A 23,117-nucleotide genomic window follows, 5' to 3' on the forward strand; every position below is an offset into this window, starting at 1 on the left:
CACTTGTGCGCGAACGCGGCCTAATAGGCCGCCCTGCGGTCGGCGTTCGCGCACAAGTGCGCTCCTACAAAGGGTGCCGGCGATCAGGGCAGGTGTTCGCTCGCCAGATATTCCTCGCTTTGCATTTCAATCAACCGCGATTCCGTACGGCCGAATTCCGCGCGCAAGCGCTCGCCGTCGTACAGATCGGTGATCGCTGCCGCTGCGGACAGGATGAGTTTCACGTGGCGGTCGTAGAACTCGTCGACCAATTGCACGAAGCGTCGCGCGGCATCGTCGGTATAGATGGTGAACTGCGGCACGTTGGAGATGATGACGGCCGGACTGGTCTTGGCCAGTTCGATGTAATCGGCCACGGCGCGCGGGCCTTCGCACAGCGCGGCGAAGTCGAACCACACGATGTTGCGGGCACGCTTGCGCACCGGGATGGCGCGATCGTTGATGATCAGCTCGCCACCATCCTGTACGGCGCCTTCGGCCTGGGTGGTGAAGATGCGCGACAGCGCGCGCTCCGCTTCGGCGCTCGGCGGCGTCTGGTATACCGGGGCCTGGGTGAGTGCACGCAATCGCCAGTCGTGCGAGGAAATCATCTGCACCACGCGGCAATGCTTTTCGATCAGCGCGATGGCCGGCAGAAAACGCGCGCGCTGCAGGCCCTCCTTGTACAGGTTCTCCGGCGCCGTGTTCGAGGTGGTGACCAGGGTCACGCCGCGCTCGAACAGCGACTGCAGCAGCGTGCCCAAGATCATGGCGTCGCCGATGTCGTTGACCAGGAATTCGTCCAGGCACAGCACGCGACAACGCGAGGCGATGTTGGCGGCGACCTCGATCAACGGATCCTGCCGTTCGCCCAGCTCGCGCAACTGCTCATGCACCTCGCCCATGAAGCGATGGTAGTGACGGCGCAACGCCATGCCGGGCGACAGGCTGGACACGAACATATCCATCAGGAAGGTCTTGCCGCGTCCCACGCTGCCCCACAGGTACAAGCCCTGCACGCCTTCGCGGGTGTCGTTGCCCAGCAGCGATTTCAGACGTCCAAACAAGCCGTTGCCATTGCCGTTCGCCGCGGCGGCGAGCAGGGCGGCATGCATGCGGTCGAACTCGGGCAGCAAGGCCTGCTGGGCCGGATCGGCCTCCCAGCGGTGCGCGCTGACACCTTCGTGATAACGCGCACTGGGCGCGAGCAGGTCGGAATTACTCATGGGTACGGCGGACTCTACCGATGCCAGGTGGGGACGCCGGGCATCGCATCGGGGGGAGGTCGAGCAGCATCAGTCCTGACGCAGCGGCGGCAGCCAGGGCTGCACGGCGTGCTTGATGGCGCCGCGCAGATCCATCAGGCGACGGTGGAAGAAGTGGCTGGTTTCGGGCATGCGCACCAGTTCAGGCTTGTGCTTCATGCCGTCGATCCAGTTGAACACGGTCTGCGGGTCGACCACTTCGTCTTCCTCGCCTTGCACCACCAGCCAGGGACAGGTCGGCAGCTGGATGTCCTCGAACGGCCAGCGACCGGCCGGCGGCGCGATGCTGATCAGCGCGTCGGCGCGCAGGCGCACCGCGTTGCGGATGGAGACATAGCTGCCGAACGAGAAGCCGGCCAGCCACAGGGCGTCGTCCGGGCGGGTCCGGCGCACCCAGGCCGCCACGGCAGCCAGGTCGTCGCCCTCGCCGTTGCCATGGTCATACGTGCCTTCGGATTCGCCCGTGCCGCGGAAATTGAAGCGCACGGTGTCCAGCCCGGACTCGCGCAGCGAGCGCTCTACCATGGTCACCACCTTGTTGTGCATGGTGCCGCCCTGGAGCGGGTGCGGATGGCAGATGATGGCGGTGCCGCGGCGTGCCTCTTCGGGCACGGCCACGTCGCTCACAGCTTCTAGCTTGCCGGCGGGCCCTTCCAGCGCGAAGCTGGAGGCCTGCTCCGGAAAACGGTCGGGTTGGGTGGGAATGATCACGGGGTTCATAAGCAAGATGATAACCGCCAGCTGGCCTCGGCGTTCGGGCCGGCCGCGATGAATCATCTTGCGCACACGTTGCTGGCCGGTGACGACGAGCTGCTGCAACTGGGCGGTTTCATGGGGGATTTCGTCCATGGACAGCCCGATCCAGCCTTGCCACAGGGCGTGATCACGGGCATTCGCCTGCATCGGGCCATCGATGTGTTTACCGATAGCCATCCTGCGGTGGCAGAGGCGCGGGCGCTGCTGCCGGCGCCGTTCCGCCGTTACGGCGGGATCCTGCTGGACATGTGGTTCGACCACCTGCTTGCGCGCGATTTCCCGCGCTGGAGTCATCACTCGCTGGAGCCCTATTCGGCCCACCTGCGCGAGCTGCTGCACCGCTATGAGCCGTTACTGCCGCCCGGCCTGCTGCGCTTTCGCAATTACATGGAGGCGCACGCGCTGCCGGCAGGCTATGCGCGGCTCGAGGAAATGGGCGCGGCGTTTGATGGGATTTCGCATCGCTTGAGCCGGAGCAATCCGGTCGGGGAGGCGTTGCCGGTGTTGATGGGCCTGGATCGCCCGCTGCAGGCGACGTTTGAGGTGTTTTATCCGGAGTTGACGGCGTTTGCGGGCGAGTGGTTGGGGGAGCACGGGGCGGCCAGTTAACTGGAGCGCCTTTCGTCATCCCGCCGTCGCCGGCGTCCGCTTGTTGTAGGAGCGCACTTGTGCGCGACCAGCCGACGGAGCGGCGCGCCCAACGTGGCGGTCGCGCACAAGTGCGCTCCTACAAGGAGGGTGCCAGCCTGGGCGTCGGATCAAAGCTGCCGGTTGGCTCTTTGTGGGAGCGCACCCTGTGCGCGACAAGCCTACGGAGCAGCACACCCAGGCGTGGCAGTCGCGCACAGGGTGCGCCAGTGATGTCTTCGATCGGGTTGCCCGGCACGGCAATGATGTCGGCCATGCGGCCCACGGCGATCTGGCCCAGTTCGTTCTGTTTGTGCAGCAGTTCGGCGGCATGGGTGGTGGCGGCTTGCAGCACGAACATCGGCGGCATGCCGGCTTGCACCATGTATTGGAACTCCTTGGCGTTCTGGCCGTGCGGATAGACGGCGGCATCCGTGCCGAAGGCGATCTTCACGCCGGCCTTGTAGGCCTTGCCGGCGGTGGTCTGGATGATCGGGCCCACCTGCAGCGCCTTGGCGGCGACTTGCGGCGGGTAGTAGCCGGGTTTGGCGGCCATTTCCTGCACGTACTTGCCGGCGATGATGGTGGGCACGTACCAGGTGCCGTGTTCCTTCATCAGCTTCATATCTTCATCGTTCATGAAGGTGCCGTGCTCGATCGAATCGACGCCGGCCAACACCGCGCGGCGGATCGCTTCGGCGCCGTGCGCGTGCGCGGCCACGGTGAAGCCGTAGTCGTGAGCGGCGGTGACCACAGCCTTGATCTCTTCGATGGTCATCTGCGCGTTGTCGGCGCTGCTGCTTTCGTCGAGCACGCCGCCCGAGGGCATGATCTTGATGACGTCCACGCCATCCTTGTAGTGCTGGCGCACGGCCTTATAGGCGTCGTCGGCGCTGTTGATGATGCCGTCCTTGGGGCCGGGATTGCCGGCCAGGTCCATGCGATAGCCGTCGGTGGGGTCGGCATGGCCGCCGGTGCTGCCGATCGGCCGGCCGGCGGTGAAGATGCGCGGACCCGGCACGATGCCGGCATTGATGGCATTGCGCAGCGAAATGGATTCGTTGCCCGCGTCGCCGAGATTGCGCACCGCGGTAAAGCCGGCCATCAGCGTGCGACGCGCGTAAACGGTCGAGCGGATCGCGTAGTCGGAAATATTCCAGCGGAACTGATCGGTGTAACCGGAGGGGCTCGTTTCGCTGGTGAGATGCGTGTGTGCGTCGATCAGGCCGGGCAGGCAGGTGCCGTTGATGAACTTCTCAAAGCGAAAGCTCGCGCCCGAGGTCTTGGCGGCATTGGCGTAGGAGCTGTAGTCGACGAAGCCGGACTTGATCTCCTTGACCTGCTTGCCTTCGATCACCAGCGTGGTTTCGCCCAGCAGCTTGCCCGCGGCGGTGTCGACCAGGTGCGCACACTGCAGCACGGTGACGTCCGGCGGAGACTGCGCGGGTTCGGCCGCAATGGCGGTGGGCAGCGCAAGGGCTGCAGCGATGGCGAAGGCAACGCGTGTGGTCATGATGAGCTCCCCGGGTGAAGCGCTCATCTTAGGGTGAGACCGGGGCGGCCGACCCATGACGAACTACCTATATGGGGTCGCGATGCGTGGGTCGGTTCGTCCTGCTGGATCTTGCGATGTGGCCGCAATGGAAGCCGTCATCCCCCCTCACTTGGGGTGCGCCGGGATGACGATAGGAGGTGGCAGCGATGCCGCCTCAGTCCTTCGACGGCGTATCGCCGTTCGCGCTCTCTTCCACCGTCGCCGTTTCCACCACCGTCGCCTCGACCGGCGCATGTTCATGCTGCTCCGCCGCCACATGGCGTTCGTGCAGTGCCTCGCTGGTGGCATCGGCGGGCAGCGGCTTTTCGGGCGATGCATCCTTCTCGCCGTCGCCGCCCGGGGTGATCTTGAGGATGGAGTGGCGTACCTCGCGGGAAAGGATCACGCGGGCATCGCGCACCATGCCCTCAAGCGCGGTGTCGTAGTCGAGCTTGCCGGCGTCGTCAGTCCACACGATGCGGTTCTCGCGCAGCTTCTGGATGAAGCCGCGGAACAGCGCCTTGTCGAAGAACTCCGGCGCCGACAATTCGTTGAGCATGCTCAGGCGCTGGGCGGTGAGCGTGCAGGCGTTCTCAAGCTCGGCCGAAGAGAGCGTATGCGGCCCGTTCTTCACCAGCGCGGCGATGGTGATGTAGTAGCGCTCGAACGCCTGGATCAGGCTGCGCGCAATGATCTTGAGCTGGAACGCCGCATCGTCCTGGCCCGGGCCGCGCTCGAGCACGCGGCCGTCGCCGGTCGCTTCGAGCAGCCCGCGGCGCACGAAGAAATCGATGGTGGCCTGCAGCTGCGCGCAGAAACCGTCGGCATCCCACGGCAGGAACAGCTCGCCCTGGATGAACGGATAAATGATGCGGCCCAGGCGCAGCACCGAGGCGCGCGACATGCGGCGATTGTTGAGGAAGCACGAAGCCACCCACGCCGCCGTGGCCGTGAGGTGCAGCACGTTGTTGCGGAAATAGCTCAGCAACACCGCCTGCTCGTCTTCGGTCACCAGCACGTCGCCCAGCGGATGGCGCACGCGGCGGATCCAGCCCATCTGTTCGCCGTAGGCGATGATGCCAGCCGGGTCCATCGCGGTGAGCGTCATGCGGTCTGAATAAGGCAACTCTTCCAGCAGCCCCTTCATCAGTTCCAGCTGTGCAAGCAGGTCGTTTTCCGCCATCGCGTGCTTGGGCGTGGCGAGCAGCGCCAGCGCCAGCAGGTTGATGGGGTTCATGTCCGCGGCGCGGTTGATGTTGATCTGGATCTTGTCGGCCAGGTCGTCCACCACGCGGCCCAGCCATTCGGGCTTGGCGTCGGGATCGTCGGTGCGCCAGTCGGGGCTGGCGGCGTCGAGCATGGGGTTAAGCTCGATCGGCTCGCCGAAATTCAGCGCGACGTGACCATAGCGCTGGCGCAGCACCTTGAGTCCGCGCAGCAGGCCGATCAGCGATTCCTTCTCCTTGGGCTTGCCGGAGAGTTCGCCGATATAGCTCTTGCCCTCCATCAGCTTCTCGTAGCCGATGTATACAGGCTGGAACAACACCGGGCGGCGCGGCGCGCGCAGGAAGGCACGCACCGTCATCGCCAGCATGCCCGCGCGCGGCGCCAGCAGGCGGCCCGTGCGCGAGCGGCCGCCTTCGATGAAGTACTCCATCGGTACGCCGCGATCGATCAGCTGCGCCACGTATTCATTGAACACCACCGAATACAGCGCATTGCCCTTGAAGCTGCGGCGCAGGAAGAACGCGCCGCCGCGCCGCAGGATCGGTCCGATCACCGGCAGGTTGAGGTTCACGCCCGCCGCGATATGCGGTACCACCACGCCGGACATATGCAGCTGATAGGACATCAGCAGATAGTCGGCATGGCTGCGATGGCAGGGCACATAGACCACTTCGTGACCCGGCGCGGCAGCGCGGGCCTTTTCGAAGTGGTGCATGGCGATGCCGTCGTACAGCTTGTTCCAGAAATTGGAGAGCAGGAACGAAGCCGAACGCACCACCGGGTGCGAATAGTCGGCGGCAATCTCCATCACCAGGTCGTGCGCACGACGCCACGCCTTGGCCTGGCTGATGTTTTCCTTCGCGGCCGTGGCGGCGATGGCGGCGCGCACGGGCTCGGCATTCAACACCGAATCGACCACGGTACGGCGATGCGACAGGTCGGGGCCGATCACCGCCGCGCGGATGCGGCGGAAGTGCGTGCGCAGCACGCGGGCGATCTTGCGGGTGAGGCGTTCCGGTCGGATCTCGCCCGCTTCGTTGACTACCGTGCGCAGCGATACCGGGGTGGAGAAATGCACCACGGTGTCGCGGCCATTGAGCAGCAGCGCCAGCATGCGGCGGAAACGGCCGACGACGACCCAGTTTTCCGAAAACAGCACGCTGAACCAGCCCGACTCGCGGGTGGGCGCGCGACCGACATAGATGGACACGGGCACGATCTGCACGTCGCGCTCGGGGTCGCCTTCCAGCGAGCGCACCAGCTGGCCCAACGGTTCGCTGGGCGAGCGCTTGCGGCTGCGGCCGAACAGCCAGCCGTCGCGGCGGGCCAGGGCAAACACCGAGCGCTTGCGGCGCGTACCCGAGAGCGGCGCCATCGGCGACGGCAAGCCGGCCTCGCGGCAGGCGCGCTCCAGGATCAGGGCATCGGAAAAGCCATCGCGCTCGATCACATAGCAAACCGGTATGCCTGCCTTGAGCAAGGCGGCCGGTTCGGCGGGATCGCGGCGGATGCGCATCCAGGGTTCGAGCAACTGCCCGGCCAGGTTGAACCACCAGGGCGCGCGGCTACGGGCGGGAGAGTCCGTGGTCGACATATTCTGCATTCCCCAATTGTAACTGGTGGCCCGAGCTGTCCGGGTCGGTTGGGCGGATCGGGCGGCAACGGCAAGCGCCGCCCGTGTCGCCCCGGCCTTTTACCGGAGCGAAAGTAAACAAGGTGTTTTGGCGGGGCTCAGTGCTTGGCCGGCGGCTTCGTCGTCATGGCCTGGATCGGCGTGCTGACGCTGGCCGGCATCGCTGGCGCCGGGACACTGCCAGCGGGAGCGGGCGGAGCAAGCAGGCGCTCATGCGCCTCGCGCACGTTCTTGAGCACATCCTCGCTATACCAGCGCCCGTCCTGTTCGATCAGATCGGATTCGGTGGTCAACGGCTTGCCCAGCAAGGTGTAGTCGATGCGCACATGGGCATGGCCGTTGCGGTTCTCCACCGTGCTGACCTTGGCCGAATCGAGCGTGTCGTCCACCGACAGGCCGTAAACGGCCAAGGCTTGTTTGATGCCAAGGAAGCCGACGCTGTACTTCTGCATCGCCGTGTCGAAGTCCATGGCCTTCAGCTGCTCGGGCGTCTTCAGGTCGAGCTTGCGGGCGGTGGCGACGGCGATGCCGACCACCTGCTTGGCGCGCGCCTGGTCAAACCACGGCACGGTCTGCGCCCACGGCGCGAGCACGTTGATGACCTCGGTGGCCTGCTGCTTCTGCGGGTTGGTGAGGTCCTTGCTCTGCGACACGCCAGTGGCGGCAATCGCCTGGAAGATGCCGATCATCACCGGCACCTGGTCCTGATACTGCGCCTGCAGCTGGGCCAGCTTGGGCTTGGCCACTGCGTAGAGCTTGGTTTCGGCATCGGGCGCGGTGAGCTGCTGCATGGTCTTGATGAAGTCCGCGCGGTCTTCGGGCGTCAGCGGGTGCTCATCGGGACGTGGGCGTGTCCAGTCCGAACGCAGGGTGTCGTAGTCGGCCGGGGGCAGGGCGTGCTTCCAGAAGCCGGCGAAGTCGCCCGTCTTGATCAGCGCAATCGACTGCTGCACCGACGCCTCGGGCGTATCGCCGCCGACCACCACCGGCACCGGCCCGACGGCCTTGTGGTGCGAGGTCATGAACAGCGCGGCCGCCGTGGCCAGCACCAGCAGGGCAATGAACGCACCAACGGCGTAGTAGACGGATGAGCGACGCATGGAATCTCGTTTGGTGGCGCCAGGCAACCGGAGGCGGTCGGCCGAGCGTAAGGGTGTCGACTCCGCGTGAACAAGAGGCGTGACACCAAGTTGGGAGCCCGTTCAAGCGCCCTTTAGATAGCACCAAAAGAAAACCCCGCGGGCGTTGAGCCTCACGGGGTAATCCGGCAGAGCCGGAAGGGAAATGGCCTTGCCTGCGGAGTTATCAAGGTCAGCAGGTGTCAGCGGGGAGGATGTTAATTCCCCGTCAAACTTAAAGCAATACTTTAGGTTTAAGCTCGTAAGTCGTTGTTTTTACTTGACGGAAATCAGTCAAAACGCAGCGACTGGATCTTCTGGCGGCGACGTTCGTCGCGCGGGGCCGTGTAGTCATTATTAAACAGAGCGGGCTCCCATGCGCCATAGGTCGGGTTGGGCAGCACGAACCAGCGGGTGCCGATCCAGTCCATGTACGGCTTCATGGCCTTCTGACGGCCTTCGGCGTTATTGGCCAGAACGGTCACAAAATCGCCGATCTGGTCGCCAAACTGCATCAACACGCGATATTTGTGGCTGATCAGCTGACGGCGGCAGCCCTTCTCGGTGCCGATCTGTTCGCAGTCTTCGACAAAGGTACCCAGGCCCAGGAAGGACTCCGGACCGGCCACCGGCAGGCCGGCCTTGCGCAGATTGGCCAGGGTGGCCTGGTCCAGGTCCTTGGCGCGGTTGGAGATGTAGATCACCGCAATGCCGTGCTTGGCGGCGAACTGGGTGAACTCCACCACGCCCGGCAGGGCGCGGGCGCGCTGCTCGTTGCACCAGGCCGCCCAGTCGGCCTCGTTGTACTCGCCGCCGCTCTTGATCAGACGTGCCTGGTAGGGCGAGTTGTCGAGCACGGTTTCGTCGATGTCGAGCACCACGGCCGGCTTGAGGTCCTTGACCGGCGCCACGCGGTCGTCCTTGGGCAGCGCATCCCACTGCTTGTCGGCCAGGGCGGCCGGCAGGCGGGCCTGCGCGTCGCGGTAGGTCTGCAGATAGATCAGGTCATGCTCGATCGCCGTCTGGCTCCAGGCGACCGCATTGAGGTTGTCATCGGCCGGCGTCCTGGGCGTCGGCGCGGCGGCAACCGGGGCGACCGGGGCGGTCGGTGCAGGCGTCTTGGTCGGGGTGGACGTGGAACAACCGGCAAGCAGGACCAGGGCGGCAAGCGCCGCCGACAAACGAACGGACATAGAGGATTCCCGAGTAAACAGAGCGCGCAGAATCGGACAAGTTTACGACAGGGGCGTGTCGACGCAGCCTCTGCGCGCGCCCTGGCCGCCTGCTTCGTGGGTACAACGACAGGGCTGGCGGCCCTCATCGGCTACTGACAGACTGCCTCCCATCCCCGCCGCCGCATGAAGTTGCATGGAACCTGCCCAGAACGTCCGTCCGCCGTCGTCGGCCATCCGCATCACCAGCTATGTGCTGGCCGGCCTCGCGCTGGTGCTGGTGTTGGGATTGCGACTTCTGCCTGCGTTGTTCGCCGGCCTGCTGGTCTACGAGCTGGTGCAATCGACCGCGCCGCTGCTGGGCAAGCGGGTGCCCGGCGACCGCGCGCGGGTGCTGGTGGTGGCCTTGCTCGCCACCATCGTGGTGGGTTTGCTGGTGTTGCTGATCCTTGGCGCGGTGAGTTTTCTGCGCAATGAAATCGGCAACCCCGAGCTGTTGTGGCAACAGCAATTGATGCCGCTGGTGGAGAAGGCACGCGAGCAGTTGCCAGGGACCGTGGTCGGCTGGTTGCCCGACAGCGTCGACGACTTGCGCGTGATGGCGCTGGAACTCACGCGCAAGCACTCGGTGAGCCTGCAGACCATCGGCAAGGAGGCGGCGCGCGTCTTCGTGCACATCCTGATCGGCATGGTGCTCGGCGCCATCGTTGCGCTCAGCCGCGCGCGTCCGGCGCATCAAGTCGGCCCGCTGGCTTCTGCGCTGGGCCTGCGTGCGCAGCGACTGGCGGAAGCATTCCACAACATCGTTTTCGCGCAGATCAAGATTTCGCTGCTCAACACGACATTTACCGCGATTTTCCTGCTCGGCGTGTTGCCGTTGATGGACATCCACGTGCCGCTGGCCAAGACCTTGGTGGTGGTGACCTTCATCGTTGGCTTGCTGCCGGTGATCGGCAATCTGATTTCCAACACGGCGATCACCATTGCGGGCTTGTCGATTTCGCTGGGCGTCGGTATCGCAGCGCTCGGCTTTCTCATCCTGATCCACAAGCTCGAGTATTTCCTCAATGCACGTATCGTGGGCAGCCAGATCCGCGCGCGTGCGTGGGAGTTGCTGGTGGCCATGTTGCTGATGGAAGCCGCCTTTGGACTGGCCGGCCTGATTGCCGCGCCGATCTACTACGCCTATCTCAAGAGCGAGCTTGAAGCCGAACGGCTGATCTGAGTCGCCGCGCGCGTACTCGCGCGCCAACGCAAAAAACCACGCAGCGTCCGTTCGCACTTGCGAAGGGGCGCAGTGTGTTGCGCGCCACCAGTAGTGACCTGCGAATTCCAGCGCTTTCCTGCGAACGCATCGCAACTCTCAAGTGCAAGAGAATAGTTCTTGCGTTTCAATTACTTGCGAGTTTCTTGGGGCTGTTGCGACGCGCCTTCTTCGTGTTAGAAAGCCAAACAGGTGATTTCATTTGGGCGTCCAAATGATGACAACCCCGCGGGAGACGGGGGCGCCGAAATCATCGGGCGTGCGAAGACGCGCGTGTGGGACATCCATTCATAGATTCGATGTAGGGGAGATCCATGTTGAAGTCCAAGCTCACGGCCGCCGTGCTGGCGGCCTTGGCGTTCGGCTGCGCGCCAGCCTTCGCCGCAACTACCGATGCAAGCAGCAACGCCCAGCCGGGCAGTGCCGCTGCGACGGGTTCGAACGCCGACGCGGCGCAGGACCAGTCCACCGATACCGATGCGCAAAAGAAGGCCAAACGCCTCGATGCGGTCACCGTCAGCGGCACCCTGATCAACAATGCGCAGATCCAGACCGCCGCGCCGATCTACACGATCACCAGCCAGGAAATCAAAGCCCGCGGCTTCAACAGCGTGGCTGAAGTGCTGCAGAGCTCGGTGTTGTCCACCGGTTCCGTGCAGGGCCCGCAGGCTAGCGGCGGTTTCACCCAGGGTGCGCAGACCATCAGCCTGTACGGCTTGAATCCCGAGTACACGCTGACCCTGATCGATGGTCGGCCGATCACCCAGTTCGGCCAGCTGTACAACGGGCAGAGCAACTTCACCAATATCTCCAACATCCCGTTGGCGATGATCGACCACATCGACGTGCTGCCCGGCGGCGCCTCGTCCATCTACGGTTCGCAGGCCATTGCCGGCGTCGTCAACATCGTGACCAAGCAGCACATGGATGGCACCGAAGTGCTGGTGCGCGCGGGCGGCTATGACGGCGGCGGCGGCTCCAGCCAGCGCTTGTCGCTGACCTTCGGCCACCAGTTCGGCAAGCTCGACGTGCTCGGTGCGGTCGAATTCGACAACCAGTCGCCGATCTGGGCGTACCAGCGCTCGTTCACCGCGACCAATCCCACGCCGGTCACGGTGGCGCGCGTGCTCGACTACGGCACGCTCGATACGTACACCGGCGCCGTGCAGGGCTATATCAGCCCACAGGACAACTGCGCAGCGATGAGCGGCCTGTTCAAGGGCACCACGGTCAACGCGCATTCGACCGACACCAGCCGCACCGGCACCTTTTGCGGTTCGAACGACGTCTACGGCTACACCACGCTGCTCAATCAGAGCCGCAGCTACGACGGCATGCTGAAGCTCAAGTACAACGTCAATGATTACGTGCGTCTGTACGGCGACGCGCTGGTCGATTGGCAGCAGCAGAAGTGGACGCCTGGCTCGGACTACAACTGGTGGGGTCCGATCGACTATCCGGGCGGACTGGTCGAAGACACCAACGGCCACATCCTCTATCCCGAGCGCGTGTTCGGCCCGGAAGAAGTGGGCAACAACTACTACAACCAGCTTGGCCGCCAGGATGACCTGATGTACCAGGCCGACATCGGCGCGAACGGCAGCTTCGGCGATTCGAACTGGTTGTGGGACATCTACTTCGTGCGTTCCGGCGACCGCACCACCTCAAGCACGCCGGAGCGCATGACGACTGCGGTGGACAACTACTTCGGCAACATTCTTGGTCCGCAGATGGGCAACGACCCCAACACCGGCCTGAACGTCTACAACCCGAACTATGCGCAGTTCTATACCCCGCTGACCCCGGCCCAGCTGGCCAGCTTCATGCAGAACATCAGCAGCGAATCCAACACCTGGGTCAACAACACGCGCGCCACCGTGAGCAACAGCAGCCTGTTCTCGCTGCCGGGCGGCGATGCGGCGTTGGCGGTGCTGGTGGAAGGCGGAAGCCAGGCCTGGTACGAGCCGATCAATCCGCTGATCTTGAACAACGAAGTGTGGGGGCTTACCGGAACTTCCGGTGGCGGCACGCGCAGCCACGCGGCGTCGGCGTTCGAGTTCAATGCGCCGATCTGGAAGATGCTTACGGTGGATCTCTCGGGTCGCTATGACCACTACAGCACCTCCGATAGCGACACGGGCAAGTTCACCTACAAGGCAGGCCTGGAATTCCGTCCCTGGGAAACGCTGCTGTTGCGTGGCAACTACTCCACCTCGTTCCTTGCGCCCGACATGTCGGCGCTGTTCCTGGGGCCGAGCGGCAACTACCAGAACGTCACCGACTACTATCTGTGCCAGACGCAGGGCAACGGCCAGAACTGCAGCCAGAACTACACCACCGAAGTGTCGGGCACGACGTTGTCCAATCCCAAGCTCAAGCCGACCACGGCCAAGAGTTGGTCCGCAGGCTTCGTGTGGGCGCCGATCAACAACCTCAGCATCACCGCCGACTACCTGCACATCAACATCAGCAACGAGGTGGCGCCACAGCCGGCCGATCTGCTGATGAAGGAAAACGCGCAGTGCCTGGAAGGCCAGCTGCCGGCCAATTCGCCGGACTGCCTGGCGGCGACCTCGCAAGTGGTGCGTGACCAGTTCACCGGCCAGGTCACCAGCATCACCCAGTACTACATCAACGTGTCGAGCGAGCAGACCGAGTCGGTGACCTCGCAGATCAAATACCTGTTCAACCCCAGCCCCGTCGGCCAGTTCAACCTGCAGCTCGACTGGAACGACATGCTCAAGCATGCCTACCAGATCTACCCGGGCGGCCCGACCATCAACCAGCTCACCAATCCCCTGTACAGCTCGGAATTCAAGAGCATCGTCAGCGGCGCACTGGGCTGGTCGTTCCACGACACCTGGTCGAGCACGGTGTACTACCACCGCGATGGACCGTCGCCGAACTACACCGGCCTGATCAACGGTCCGAACTACCCCGGCGATGCCAAGGTGGCGCCGTGGATCACCTGGAACTGGAGCGTCACCTACTCGCCCACCAAGGACGTGGACGTGTCGCTGTTGACCAACAACGTGTTCAACAAGATGCCGCCCAAGGACGGCTCCTATGCCGGAACCTATCCGTACTACAACAACGAGAACTACAACGTTTACGGTCGCGAAGTGATGCTGCAGCTGCAGTGGCGTTTCGGGGGCCATACCCGCAACGGTTGATGTCCCGCGACGTGATCTGACCCGAAGCAAGCGGAGCGTTCCGCTCGCGCTCCAAAGCCCCGCCAGACTGGCGGGGCTTTTTTTGGTCCATACGCCTGCGTTCCAGCAGGCTTTGGTGAAAGCGCTCTCGGCCTTTACGGGGCGTTTTGTAGGAAAAACCCTACAGGCGGTTGTCACATTCCTTCAAAAAAAATACGCAAATTCACGCACTTACGAATTCGCAAGAACAAACGGTTGTGTAAAAAATTTGTCCCGTGCTAAACGTAATTTTACGGTTTGTTCAGCAAGCCGTCAGCTAAACAAGCCGTAAGCGCTAACGCTTTTTCAACGTAGGGATGTGTCGGGGGAGAGCCGGCACAACTCAGAACGCGGCAGCAAACGATCACAAATCTTTGCTTTTTAGTAGGGGAGACAACATGTTGAAGTCCAAGCTCACGGTTGCCGTGCTGGCAGCCATGGCGTTCGGTTATTCGTCGGTTTATGCGGCCGATGCGCCGTCACCGATGCCGCAGGATTCCTCGGGCACGCAAAGCCAGCCGCAGGATAGCGCCGACGCCAAGAAGGCCAAGAAGCTGGAGGCCGTCACGGTCACCGGCTCACTGATTCCGCAGTCGCAGGTGGAAACGGCGCAACCGGTGATCAGCATCACTGCGGAAGATCTCAAGGCACGCGGTTTCACTACGGTGGCCGAGGCGCTGCAACAGGCTTCGTTCGCGACGGGTAGTGTGCAGGGCCCGCAGAACAACAACTCGTTCACCACTGGTGCGCAGACCCTGAGCATGTTCGGTCTGCCGGTGGGCTTCACCAAATACCTGATCGACGGCCGGCCGATGGGCGACTTCCCCGGCCTGTACAACGGCAGCGACATCTTCAACAACCTGAGCAACATCCCGATGGAGATGGTCGATCACATCGACGTTCTTCCGGGTGGCCAGTCGTCGCTGTACGGCTCCGATGCCATCGCTGGCGTCGTCAACATCGTGCTCAAGAAGCACGTGGACGCACCGACCATCGACGTGCGCGCGGGCGGCTACAGCGAGGGCGGCGGTTCGAGTCAGCGCATCAGCTTTGCCGACAGCTTCACCTTCGGCAAGTTCAACACCATGATCGGTGTGCAGTACGAGCAGAAGAAGCCGATCTGGGGCTATCAGCGCGACCTGACCAAGCAGTACTTCACCGACGGTACGACGCCACCGACCGCATCGCGCGACTATCTGTTCGCGAGCGGCCTGACTGGCAAGTATCTTTTCCTTGATCCGAACAACTGCTCCACGGTGGCCAGCGGCTACGGCGGCACCGAAGCGAAGCAGAACCGCGCGGGCAAGGGTGACTACTGCGGCTCGCAGTACAGTGCCGGCTACGCGACGCTTGGCAATGACGACAAGACCGCGAACCTTTATTCGCACTCCACCTTCGACGTCAGCGACAACCTGCAGCTCTACGGCGACCTGCTCTACAACTACGAAGAGCAGAAGTTCACCTCGGGCAGCAACACCACGTTCTGGGGTACCAGCGTTGCCACCGCCGGCAGCACGGCGGGCTACTTCTGGGATCCGACGCGCAATGGCGGCAACGGTGACCTGGTTCTGGCGCAGAAAATCTTCACGCCGGAAGAAGTGGGTGGCTTCTCCAACATCATGAGCAAGCAGTACGACAGCTCGTACATGTTGACCTTGGGTGGCAAGGGTACGTTCGGCCAGTCCAACTGGGACTACGATCTGGGCTTCACCCACTCCGACGATCAGCTGACCAACCGCGACTTCGCGCGCTTCACCGGACCGATCGAAAAGTACTTCTCCGATCACGTCATGGGTCGCCAGCAGGGCACGTATTCGGGCTATCCGGTGTTCACGCCCAACTACGCGGCGCTGTACAACCAGATATCCACGTCGGACTTCCGTAGCTTCACCGGCTACACCACGTCCCATGCCAAGACCTGGGATAACCTGCTCCGCGGCCAGGTGACCAACCAGTCCTTGTTCCAGATTGGCGGCGGTGAGGCCGGCCTCGCCTTGGTCATGGAAGGCGGTAATCAGGGTTGGGATTCCACGCCGGATCCGCGCCTGCTGGAGACCATCACCGACATCAACGGCAATCAGCAGAGCTACGTCTACGGCACCAGCGCCACGCCCGGTGCGGGCCATCGTTCGCGCTTTGCGACCACGGCCGAGTTGCGCCTGCCGTTGCTGGAACAGGTCACCATGGATCTGTCCACGCGTTACGACGCCTACAAAGTCGACAGCCAGACCGTGGATCACACCACGTTCAACGCGGGTATCGAGTACCGTCCGTTCGAAACACTGTTGCTGCGCGGTCGTTACGGTTCGGCGTTCAAGGTGCCTACGCTAGCCGATGAATTCCAGCGACCCAGCGGTTACTACGACTCGGTCACCGACTACCTCAACTGCGCACGCCTTGGCTTTGCGCCGGCCGTGGCGCCGACCAAGTGCCCCATCCCGTACGACGCCACGCAGTATCAGGGCCTGACCTATGGCAACCCGGCGCTGCAGCCGATCACCGCCAAGGTGTGGAGCTACGGCTTCGTGTGGGCACCGATCGAGCGCATGTCCGTCAGTGCCGACTATCTGCATTGGGACATCAACAACGAAGTCACCCAGGTCGATCCGGACAAGCTGTCCCAGACCGAATACCTGTGCGACACCGGCACGCTGGATCCCAAGTCGGGCACCTGCGCCCAGGCTTTCAACCTGATCACTCGCGGACCGGGCAAGGGCAATCTGCTGGGCCAGATCACCAATATTTCCACGCCCAAGCTCAACCTGGCCAACGAGCAGGTCAACGCCGTCACGGCGAACTTCAGCTACCTGCAGCCGATCGGCGCGTTCGGCAACCTGGCCGCTCAGCTGTCCTACTCGGACATCCTCAAGCACACGACCCAGGACTTTGTGATCGATCCGAAGATCGACGTGCTGCGCGAGCCGTTCTACAGCACGGACTTCAAGTCCAAGGTCAACGGCTCGCTCACCTGGTCGCTCGACCAGTGGAGCGCGACGGCGTACTTCAACCGCTATGGCAGCACGCCGAACTACCTGGCCAGCGTGCTCAACAGCTATGAAGCTCCGGGCACCGGCAAGCTGCCGCCGTGGATCCTGTACAACGTCAGCGTGACGTACAACCCCATCAGGAGCCTCGGGCTCTCGCTGCTGGTGAACAACGTGTTCAACAAGATGCCGCCCAAGGACGACAGCTATCCCGGCACGACCAACCAGCCGTACAACACGCTCAACTACAGCGTGTACGGCCGCGCGATCTACCTGGAGGCGAAGTACAGCTTTGGCGGGACTGCCAAGTAATCGGCAACGGTTGCCTGGTATTGGAACGGCCCCGCGAAAGCGGGGCCGTTTTCATTTTTGAGGCTTGGCGCGCCTAGCGTTCGAACGCGACGCCTGCCTTCTCAAGCACATCGAACAGCGGCGACAGCTGCGCCTCGTACTTCTTCCAGCGCCGGATGGCTGTTCGATACATGGGTGCACGGACCTGTACGGCGCTTGCCGTATTCACCGGTGCATCGTTCTTCTCGAACTGCAGGCAGCGCTCGTCCCACGAAAGACCGCAGAATTCGAGTACGCGACGGGTGTGTTCCTCTTGCGAGTCCACCAGCGCTTCATATTCCACTTCAAGAATGCGGCCAGGAAGCACGCCTCGCCAGTGCGCCATCAGGCGATCGAACAAGGCGAAATAGCGCCCCGTGTCCAACAGGTCGAACGAATAGCCGTAGAGCGGCGACAGCTGCGAAAACAGCTGGCGGAAGTTGCTCAGGCAGGTGTCGATGGGGTCGCGGCGCAGGCAGACGATCCGCGCGTTGGGCAGGGCGTGGGCGATGTGACCCGCATACAGAAAGTTGTGCGGCAGCTTGTCGATGAAGCGGGGGCGCTGTGATGTTGCCGGCCGCGTGCTGGCAAGGTAATCGGAGCCTAGTTTCGCCCAGTCGATATTCCCGGCGCGCGCGATGGTATCCCGGTCGATCATCGGGAACGTCGTACTGCCGCTGAGGCGCTTCAGCACGGCGCCGAAGTTCTGCAGCTCGCCGGCCGAATAGACATCCGGATGGCTGGAAATGATGCGCTCGACCAGCGTCGTGCCCGAACGCGGCATGCCGATGATGAAGATGGGTTCGCGGGTCGGGTCGCCCGAGGTCGTGGCCATCGGCTCGGGAAACTGCCGCGTTATCGCATCAAACAAGGCTTCATCGGTGTGGATGGCATATCCGCGCGCCTCCTTGCCCGCCGACTTGCCCTTGACCAGACGCTCGAAGGCCGCGCCGTACTCGCCCAGGTCTTCATGCTCCTTCGCCAACGCCATGTTGACGAAGGTCTGCGCGTTGACGTCCTGTACGTGGGAGTCCGCCAGATGCTCAAGGCGCGGGATGTGATTGCTCTCGCGTGTCTGGCGCCGCAGCTGCGCCAGCGTAAGGTGAGCTCCCCAGAAGGTCGGGTCGATGGCGATGCAACTTTCCAGCGCTTCTTCCGCCGCCGCTAGATCGCCAATGGCAACCAGCGCCGTGGCCAGGTTGAAGCGATAGGGAGCATGTTGCGGCATCAACGACACGGCGCCACGGAATGCCGCGGCTGCACGTTCGTGCATATGCGCCTGTGTGTAGATCACGCCCAGCGTGTCCAGCGTGAACGGGTCCGACGGGCGCAACGCCATCGCCTTGTCCGCCGCCTGCAATGCCTCGTGCGAGCGCCGCACCACGGTCAAGGCCTTGGCGAACTGGGTCGCATAATCCGCGCGCTCGGGTGCAAGATCCGACGCCTTGTGCAGAAAGCCCAGGGCCAGGGGCAGTTCTTCCAGCTCAAGGAAGGTCACGCCGGTGATATAGCAGACGCCCGGATCGTTCGGGACCAGGGGCAGCAGGCGCCCGGAGATGGCGCGGGCCTGCTGCCATTGCCTGCGGTTGAACGCGTCGACCAGTTGCGCGTAGAGCTGAGCCGGTTCCGCCATGACTATCCGAATCGGTTTGATATGTCGCCCGATTCTATGTGACGTCCCGGTGCTTTGGGCGACTTAGCCGCCGGCCAGCATGGCGGCAATCTTCGCCATATGCGATTGCGCCGTCTCGCGCACCACTTCCTTGTCCGCTTCCGGGTCCTTGCCCTGCCAGTGCAGATCGTCCTGCGGCAGCTCGTGCAGGAAGCGGCTGGGCTGATTGCTGTGGACTTCGCCGTAGCGCTTGGTCTTGGCCGACCAGGACAGGGTGAGCATTTCCTTGGCGCGGGTGATGCCCACGTACATCAGGCGGCGCTCTTCGTCGATGCGGCCCTCGTCGATGGCGCCATCGTGCGGCAGCGTGCCTTCTTCGCAGCCCACGATGAAGACCAAGCGGAACTCCAGTCCCTTGGCCGCGTGCAGCGTCATCATGCGCACGGCATTGCCCGGCTCGTCGCGATCGGCGTGGGTGAGCAGGGCGAGCTGGGCGGCCAGATCGCCGGTGGTGTTGTCGTTGCGCTGCATCGCGCGGAACCAGTCGGCCAGTTCGCGCAGATTGCCCAGGCGACGCTCGCGCAGGGTGGCATCGGTGGTGCTGGCGGCGACATGGGCGGCGTAGCCCGTGCGCTGCAACACGGTCTCCACCAGATCGGCGGCGCTCTGGTGCAGCGAGGCGCTGCGCAGCTCATCCATCAACTGGGTGAACGAGGCCAGCGCCGAGGCGGGACGCGGCGACAGCTGGCGCAGCACGGCGTCGCTGCGCGCGGCATCGAGCAGCGGCGCGTGGCGCGTCTGGGCGATCTCGCCGAGTTTCTCCAGCGTTGTTGCGCCAATTTCGCGCTTGGGCACGTTCACCACGCGCAGGAAGGCGGCGTCGTCGCTCGGGTTGGTGAGCAGGCGGAAATAGCACAGCAGGTCTTTCACTTCCGCGCGATCGAGAAAGCTCAGTGCGCCGGAAAGATGGTACGGCACGCGCGCCAGGCGCAGCGCCTTTTCCAGCGGGCGTGCCTGGAAATTGCCGCGATACAGGATGGCGATGTCGTGCCAGCGGGCCTTGTGCTTTTCCGCGAGCGACGCGGCAATGGCCGCCACGCGTTCGGCTTCGTGTTCGTTTTCCTTGCACTCCAGCACGCGGATCTGCGCGCCTTCCGGGTGCTCGCTCCACAGCTTCTTTTCGTGCAGATGCGGGTTGTTGGCGATCAGCTTGTTGGCGGCGCGCAGGATGCGCTTGCCGCAACGGTAGTTCTGTTCCAGCTTGATCACGCGCAGGCTGGGCCAGTCCTTGCCGAGCTGGTCGATATTCTCCGGATTGGCGCCGCGCCATGCGTAGATCGACTGGTCGTCATCGCCCACGCAGGTAAAACTGCCGCGCTCACCGGCCAACGCCTTCAGCAGGCGGTACTGCGCATCGTTGGTGTCCTGGTATTCGTCCACCAGCAGATAACGCAGGCGCTCGCGCCACACGTTGCGGCACTCCTCGTCGCTCTCCAGGATGCGCAGCGGGAGACGGATCAGATCGTCGAAATCCACGGCATTGAAGGCGTTGAGGCGTTGCTGGTACATCTCGTAGATGGTCGCTGCGTCGAGCTCGCGCGGGCTGCGTGCGGCGGCAAGCGCTTCTTCCGGCGACAGGCCGGCATTCTTCGCACGGCTCACCAGGTTGCGTATGCCGAACAGCACATCGGGCTTGATGCCCTTGGGCGCCAGTTCCTTGATGATGCCTTCGCTGTCGTCCGCATCGAGCACCGAGAAACCCTTGCGCAGCCCGGCGCGCGCGTGCTCCATCTGCAGAAACTTCAGGCCCAGCGCGTGGAACGTACACACGGTGAGCGCGGCGGCGTCCTCGCTGCTGATCAGCTTGGTCACGCGCTCGCGCATTTCCTTCGCCGCCTTGTTGGTGAAGGTGATGGCGGCGATGCGCGAGGGCGCGAGCTTCTTGCGCGCGATGAGATAGGCGATCTTCTGCGTGATCACCGAGGTCTTGCCCGAACCTGCGCCTGCCAATACCAGCAGTGGGCCGTCACAGTGTTCCACGGCGGCCAATTGTTGGGGATTGAGCATGGTTGCGCTGGTGGCTGGGCGGCGCCCGATGGTAGCAGAGCACCCTCGCCCAAAGCAGGCTATGCTCCGCTCACCGCAGGTCGAGACATGCCGGCACCTGCGCATCACCGGAGCGTGAGATGGCCAGACTGGCGACTTTCGGCGTAGTGATCCTGGCGCTGGCAGGCGCCAGCCATGCATGGGCACAGCAGGCTGCCGATGCCACCGACATCAAGCGCGACACCGAGCTGCTCGGTGGCATGGAGTCGCGCCTGTTCGTCGACGCCCACAGCGACCTGCGTTATCGCTACAAAGGCCAGGAAGCGTATAGCGAGGGCCACCACCGCGACGCCTTCCACTATTTCCGCCTGGCATCGCGCTATGCCGACAAGACCTCGCAGTCGCTGGTGAGCGTGATGTATTGGACGGGCGATGGCGTGGCCCAGGATCGCCCGCTGGCTCATGCATGGATGGAGCTTGCCGCCAGCCGCGGCTATCCCGAGTTGCTGCGTCAGCGCCAGCTCTACTGGGATCAGCTGAGCGATGCGGAGCGTGCCAAGGCGCGCGAACTGCGCCCGACGCTCGAAGCCGACTACGGCGATGCCGTCGGTGCCCGCCGGCTCACGCTCGAAATCGGCGCCAGCCGCGCCCAGGTCACCGGCAGCCACGTCGGCTGGCTGGGGAGCGGCAGCGCGACCTACGGCGACAACGCCGTGGAAGACTTCAGCAAGTTCGACAAGGCGCTGCACATGAACACCGCCGAATACCTGGACGTGAAGGATTTGCAGTGGCAGCTGCAGATGAACAGCCGCGTCAACGTGGGCGAACCCGAACCTGTGCCGGCGCCGCCTCGCAACCCGGCGCACCCCGCTGCCTAGCGCCGTACCAGGTTGCGGTTGTTCCCGCGGCTTAGCTGTATTTCAATGTCTCGGCGATGAAAACGGGCGCGCATCGCGCGGTACAGTGTCCGTTGATGTAGCGTCGATCCTCAACTAAGCACAGGTAAAGTGGTGACGGCATGACGGACGGCGAACAAATCACCGAACAGCAGTGCGACGTGGTCGTGATCGGCGGCGGGCCCGCCGGCAGCACGGCGGCCACACTGCTGGTGCGGCGCGGTTACAAGGTGATCGCGCTGGAAAAGGATCACCACCCTCGTTTTCATATCGGCGAATCGCTGCTGCCGATGAATCTGCCGATCTTCGAGCGGCTGGGCGTGCTGGACCAGGTCCGCGCACTGGGCGTGTTCAAGCCGGGTGCGGATTTTGAGGCCGACAATGAGGCCGGCTACATCACCTTCGAGTTCGCCCGCGCCCTCGGCAACAGCCCGCCGCATGCCTATCAGGTGCGGCGGCAGGATTTCGATCAGATGCTGTTTCGCCACGCGGCCAGCAGCGGCGCGGATACGCGCGAAGGCCATGAGGTGCGCGGCGTGGAAGAGCGTGGCCGGCATGACTGGCGCGTGCAGGTGGCCACCGATCAGGGCGAGCAGTACGCCGTCCTTGCACGCTATGTGGTGGACGCCTCCGGCCGCGATGCGTTTCTTGCCGGCAAGAAGAAGCTCAAGCGCAAGAACGCCGAACATCAGAGCGCAGCCATTTTTGGCCACTTTCGCGGCGCGCAATACCGGGCCGGCGAACACGCCGGCAATATCAGCATCTACCGCTTCGATCACGGCTGGATGTGGATGATTCCCCTGCCCGACGGCGTGATGAGTGTTGGCGCGGTGTGCTGGCCCGACTATCTCAAGCAGCGCCGCGGCCGCAGCACCGATTTCCTGCTGGAAACGCTGCGCCAGAATCCGGCCCTGTGGAAGCGCATCGAACACGCCGAACTGATCGACAACGAAGTGCGCGTGACCGGCAACTACTCGTACGACTCGGCACGCATGGCCGGTCCTGGCTGGGTGCTGATCGGCGATGCCTTCGCGTTCCTCGATCCGGTGTTCTCCTCCGGCGTGTACCTCGCCATGAGCGGGGCGGAACAGGCGGTGGAGGTGGTGGATGCGGCGCTGCGCGATCCCACCCGCGAGGCGGCCTTGCAACGCCGTCTGGAACGTCGCCAGCGCCGCGGCATGAAGCGGTTTGCGTTCTTCATCTATCGCTTCAACGGATCGATCATGCGCCAGGTGTTCAGTTCGCCGCGCAATACGTTCCAGATCGAGCAGGGCGTCATTTCGATGTTGGCGGGCGACGTGTTCGACTCGTTCAAGGTCTGGATACGCATACTCGCGTTCAAGGGTGTGTACCGGGCGCTCACCCTGCGCGAGTGGCGACGGTGGAGCGGCGATCGCCACTACCGGCTGGCGCAGGCCCATGCGCAGTTCAGCGGGGGTACCACGCCGCTGGACAAGGAATAGGCGCTGAAGGCCAGCGGTCA

General features: G+C 63.7%; 13 protein-coding genes and 1 pseudogene. 6 read left to right on the forward strand and 8 right to left on the reverse strand.

Annotated elements, in window-relative coordinates; all coding sequences use genetic code 11:
- Nucleotides 1–83: 83 nt before the first annotated feature.
- Nucleotides 84–1,205 (reverse strand): cell division protein ZapE, encoded by a 1,122-nt coding sequence (gene zapE, locus AB4Y82_RS18920; protein ID WP_441602011.1) that lies wholly within the window; start codon nucleotides 1,203–1,205, stop codon nucleotides 84–86.
- A gap of 69 nt (nucleotides 1,206–1,274) precedes the next feature.
- A complete protein-coding gene (locus AB4Y82_RS18925; protein ID WP_441602139.1) occupies nucleotides 1,275–1,964 on the reverse strand; it encodes an alpha/beta hydrolase in 690 nt (229 codons plus the stop codon).
- 48 nt (nucleotides 1,965–2,012) lie between these two features.
- On the opposite strand from AB4Y82_RS18925, the gene AB4Y82_RS18930 reads away from it, so the two are divergent.
- Nucleotides 2,013–2,609, forward strand: a complete 597-nt coding sequence (locus AB4Y82_RS18930) for an ACP phosphodiesterase (RefSeq protein ID WP_441602012.1) — start codon at nucleotides 2,013–2,015, stop codon at nucleotides 2,607–2,609.
- A 118-nt stretch (nucleotides 2,610–2,727) separates the two neighbouring features.
- On the opposite strand, the gene AB4Y82_RS18935 is transcribed toward AB4Y82_RS18930, so the two are convergent.
- The 4 genes from AB4Y82_RS18935 to AB4Y82_RS18950 all read right to left on the reverse strand — a co-directional run bounded on the left by AB4Y82_RS18935 (nucleotide 2,728) and on the right by AB4Y82_RS18950 (nucleotide 9,332).
- Nucleotides 2,728–4,140, reverse strand: coding sequence for a metal-dependent hydrolase family protein (locus AB4Y82_RS18935; RefSeq protein WP_441611565.1), 1,413 nt, complete (start codon nucleotides 4,138–4,140; stop codon nucleotides 2,728–2,730).
- A gap of 196 nt (nucleotides 4,141–4,336) precedes the next feature.
- Complete coding sequence (gene plsB, locus AB4Y82_RS18940; protein WP_441602014.1) at nucleotides 4,337–6,991, reverse strand: glycerol-3-phosphate 1-O-acyltransferase PlsB; 2,655 nt, start codon at nucleotides 6,989–6,991, stop codon at nucleotides 4,337–4,339.
- A 128-nt stretch (nucleotides 6,992–7,119) separates the two neighbouring features.
- Nucleotides 7,120–8,121 carry a hypothetical protein gene (locus tag AB4Y82_RS18945; RefSeq protein ID WP_441602015.1) on the reverse strand — a complete coding sequence of 334 codons (1,002 nt, stop codon included), beginning with the start codon at nucleotides 8,119–8,121 and terminating at the stop codon, nucleotides 7,120–7,122.
- Between the two features lie 308 nt (nucleotides 8,122–8,429).
- On the reverse strand, nucleotides 8,430–9,332 hold the full coding sequence (locus AB4Y82_RS18950; RefSeq protein WP_441602016.1) for a 5'-nucleotidase, lipoprotein e(P4) family: 903 nt from the start codon (nucleotides 9,330–9,332) through the stop codon (nucleotides 8,430–8,432).
- 175 nt (nucleotides 9,333–9,507) lie between these two features.
- Between AB4Y82_RS18950 and AB4Y82_RS18955 the strand changes: the two genes are divergently transcribed.
- The 3 genes from AB4Y82_RS18955 (at nucleotide 9,508) to AB4Y82_RS18965 (ending at nucleotide 17,062) form a co-directional block, all read left to right on the forward strand.
- Entirely contained in the window at nucleotides 9,508–10,536 is a 1,029-nt protein-coding gene (locus AB4Y82_RS18955; protein ID WP_441602017.1) for an AI-2E family transporter, read from the forward strand.
- 353 nt (nucleotides 10,537–10,889) lie between these two features.
- Entirely contained in the window at nucleotides 10,890–13,748 is a 2,859-nt protein-coding gene (locus AB4Y82_RS18960) for a TonB-dependent receptor plug domain-containing protein (protein WP_441602018.1), read from the forward strand.
- A 416-nt stretch (nucleotides 13,749–14,164) separates the two neighbouring features.
- Nucleotides 14,165–17,062 carry a TonB-dependent receptor domain-containing protein gene (locus AB4Y82_RS18965; RefSeq protein ID WP_441602019.1) on the forward strand — a complete coding sequence of 966 codons (2,898 nt, stop codon included), beginning with the start codon at nucleotides 14,165–14,167 and terminating at the stop codon, nucleotides 17,060–17,062.
- 202 nt (nucleotides 17,063–17,264) lie between these two features.
- Here the strand turns inward: AB4Y82_RS18965 and AB4Y82_RS18970 are convergent.
- Together AB4Y82_RS18970 and AB4Y82_RS18975 are read right to left on the reverse strand one after the other, a co-directional pair.
- Nucleotides 17,265–18,713 (reverse strand): annotated as a pseudogene (locus AB4Y82_RS18970) (sulfotransferase); the annotation flags it as partial.
- Nucleotides 18,714–18,776: 63 nt separating this feature from the next.
- Nucleotides 18,777–20,759: a UvrD-helicase domain-containing protein gene (locus tag AB4Y82_RS18975; RefSeq protein ID WP_441611567.1), complete on the reverse strand. Its 1,983-nt coding sequence runs from the start codon at nucleotides 20,757–20,759 to the stop codon at nucleotides 18,777–18,779.
- Nucleotides 20,760–20,878: 119 nt separating this feature from the next.
- Between AB4Y82_RS18975 and AB4Y82_RS18980 the strand changes: the two genes are divergently transcribed.
- Both AB4Y82_RS18980 and AB4Y82_RS18985 read left to right on the forward strand, forming a co-directional pair.
- Nucleotides 20,879–21,616 (forward strand): hypothetical protein, encoded by a 738-nt coding sequence (locus AB4Y82_RS18980; RefSeq protein ID WP_441602021.1) that lies wholly within the window; start codon nucleotides 20,879–20,881, stop codon nucleotides 21,614–21,616.
- A gap of 140 nt (nucleotides 21,617–21,756) precedes the next feature.
- Nucleotides 21,757–23,097, forward strand: a complete 1,341-nt coding sequence (locus AB4Y82_RS18985) for an NAD(P)/FAD-dependent oxidoreductase (protein WP_441611569.1) — start codon at nucleotides 21,757–21,759, stop codon at nucleotides 23,095–23,097.
- The last annotated feature ends 20 nt before the right edge of the window (nucleotides 23,098–23,117 follow it).

This window comes from Dyella sp. 2YAF14 (assembly GCF_052114725.1).
Classification (GTDB): Bacteria; Pseudomonadota; Gammaproteobacteria; order Xanthomonadales; family Rhodanobacteraceae; genus Dyella.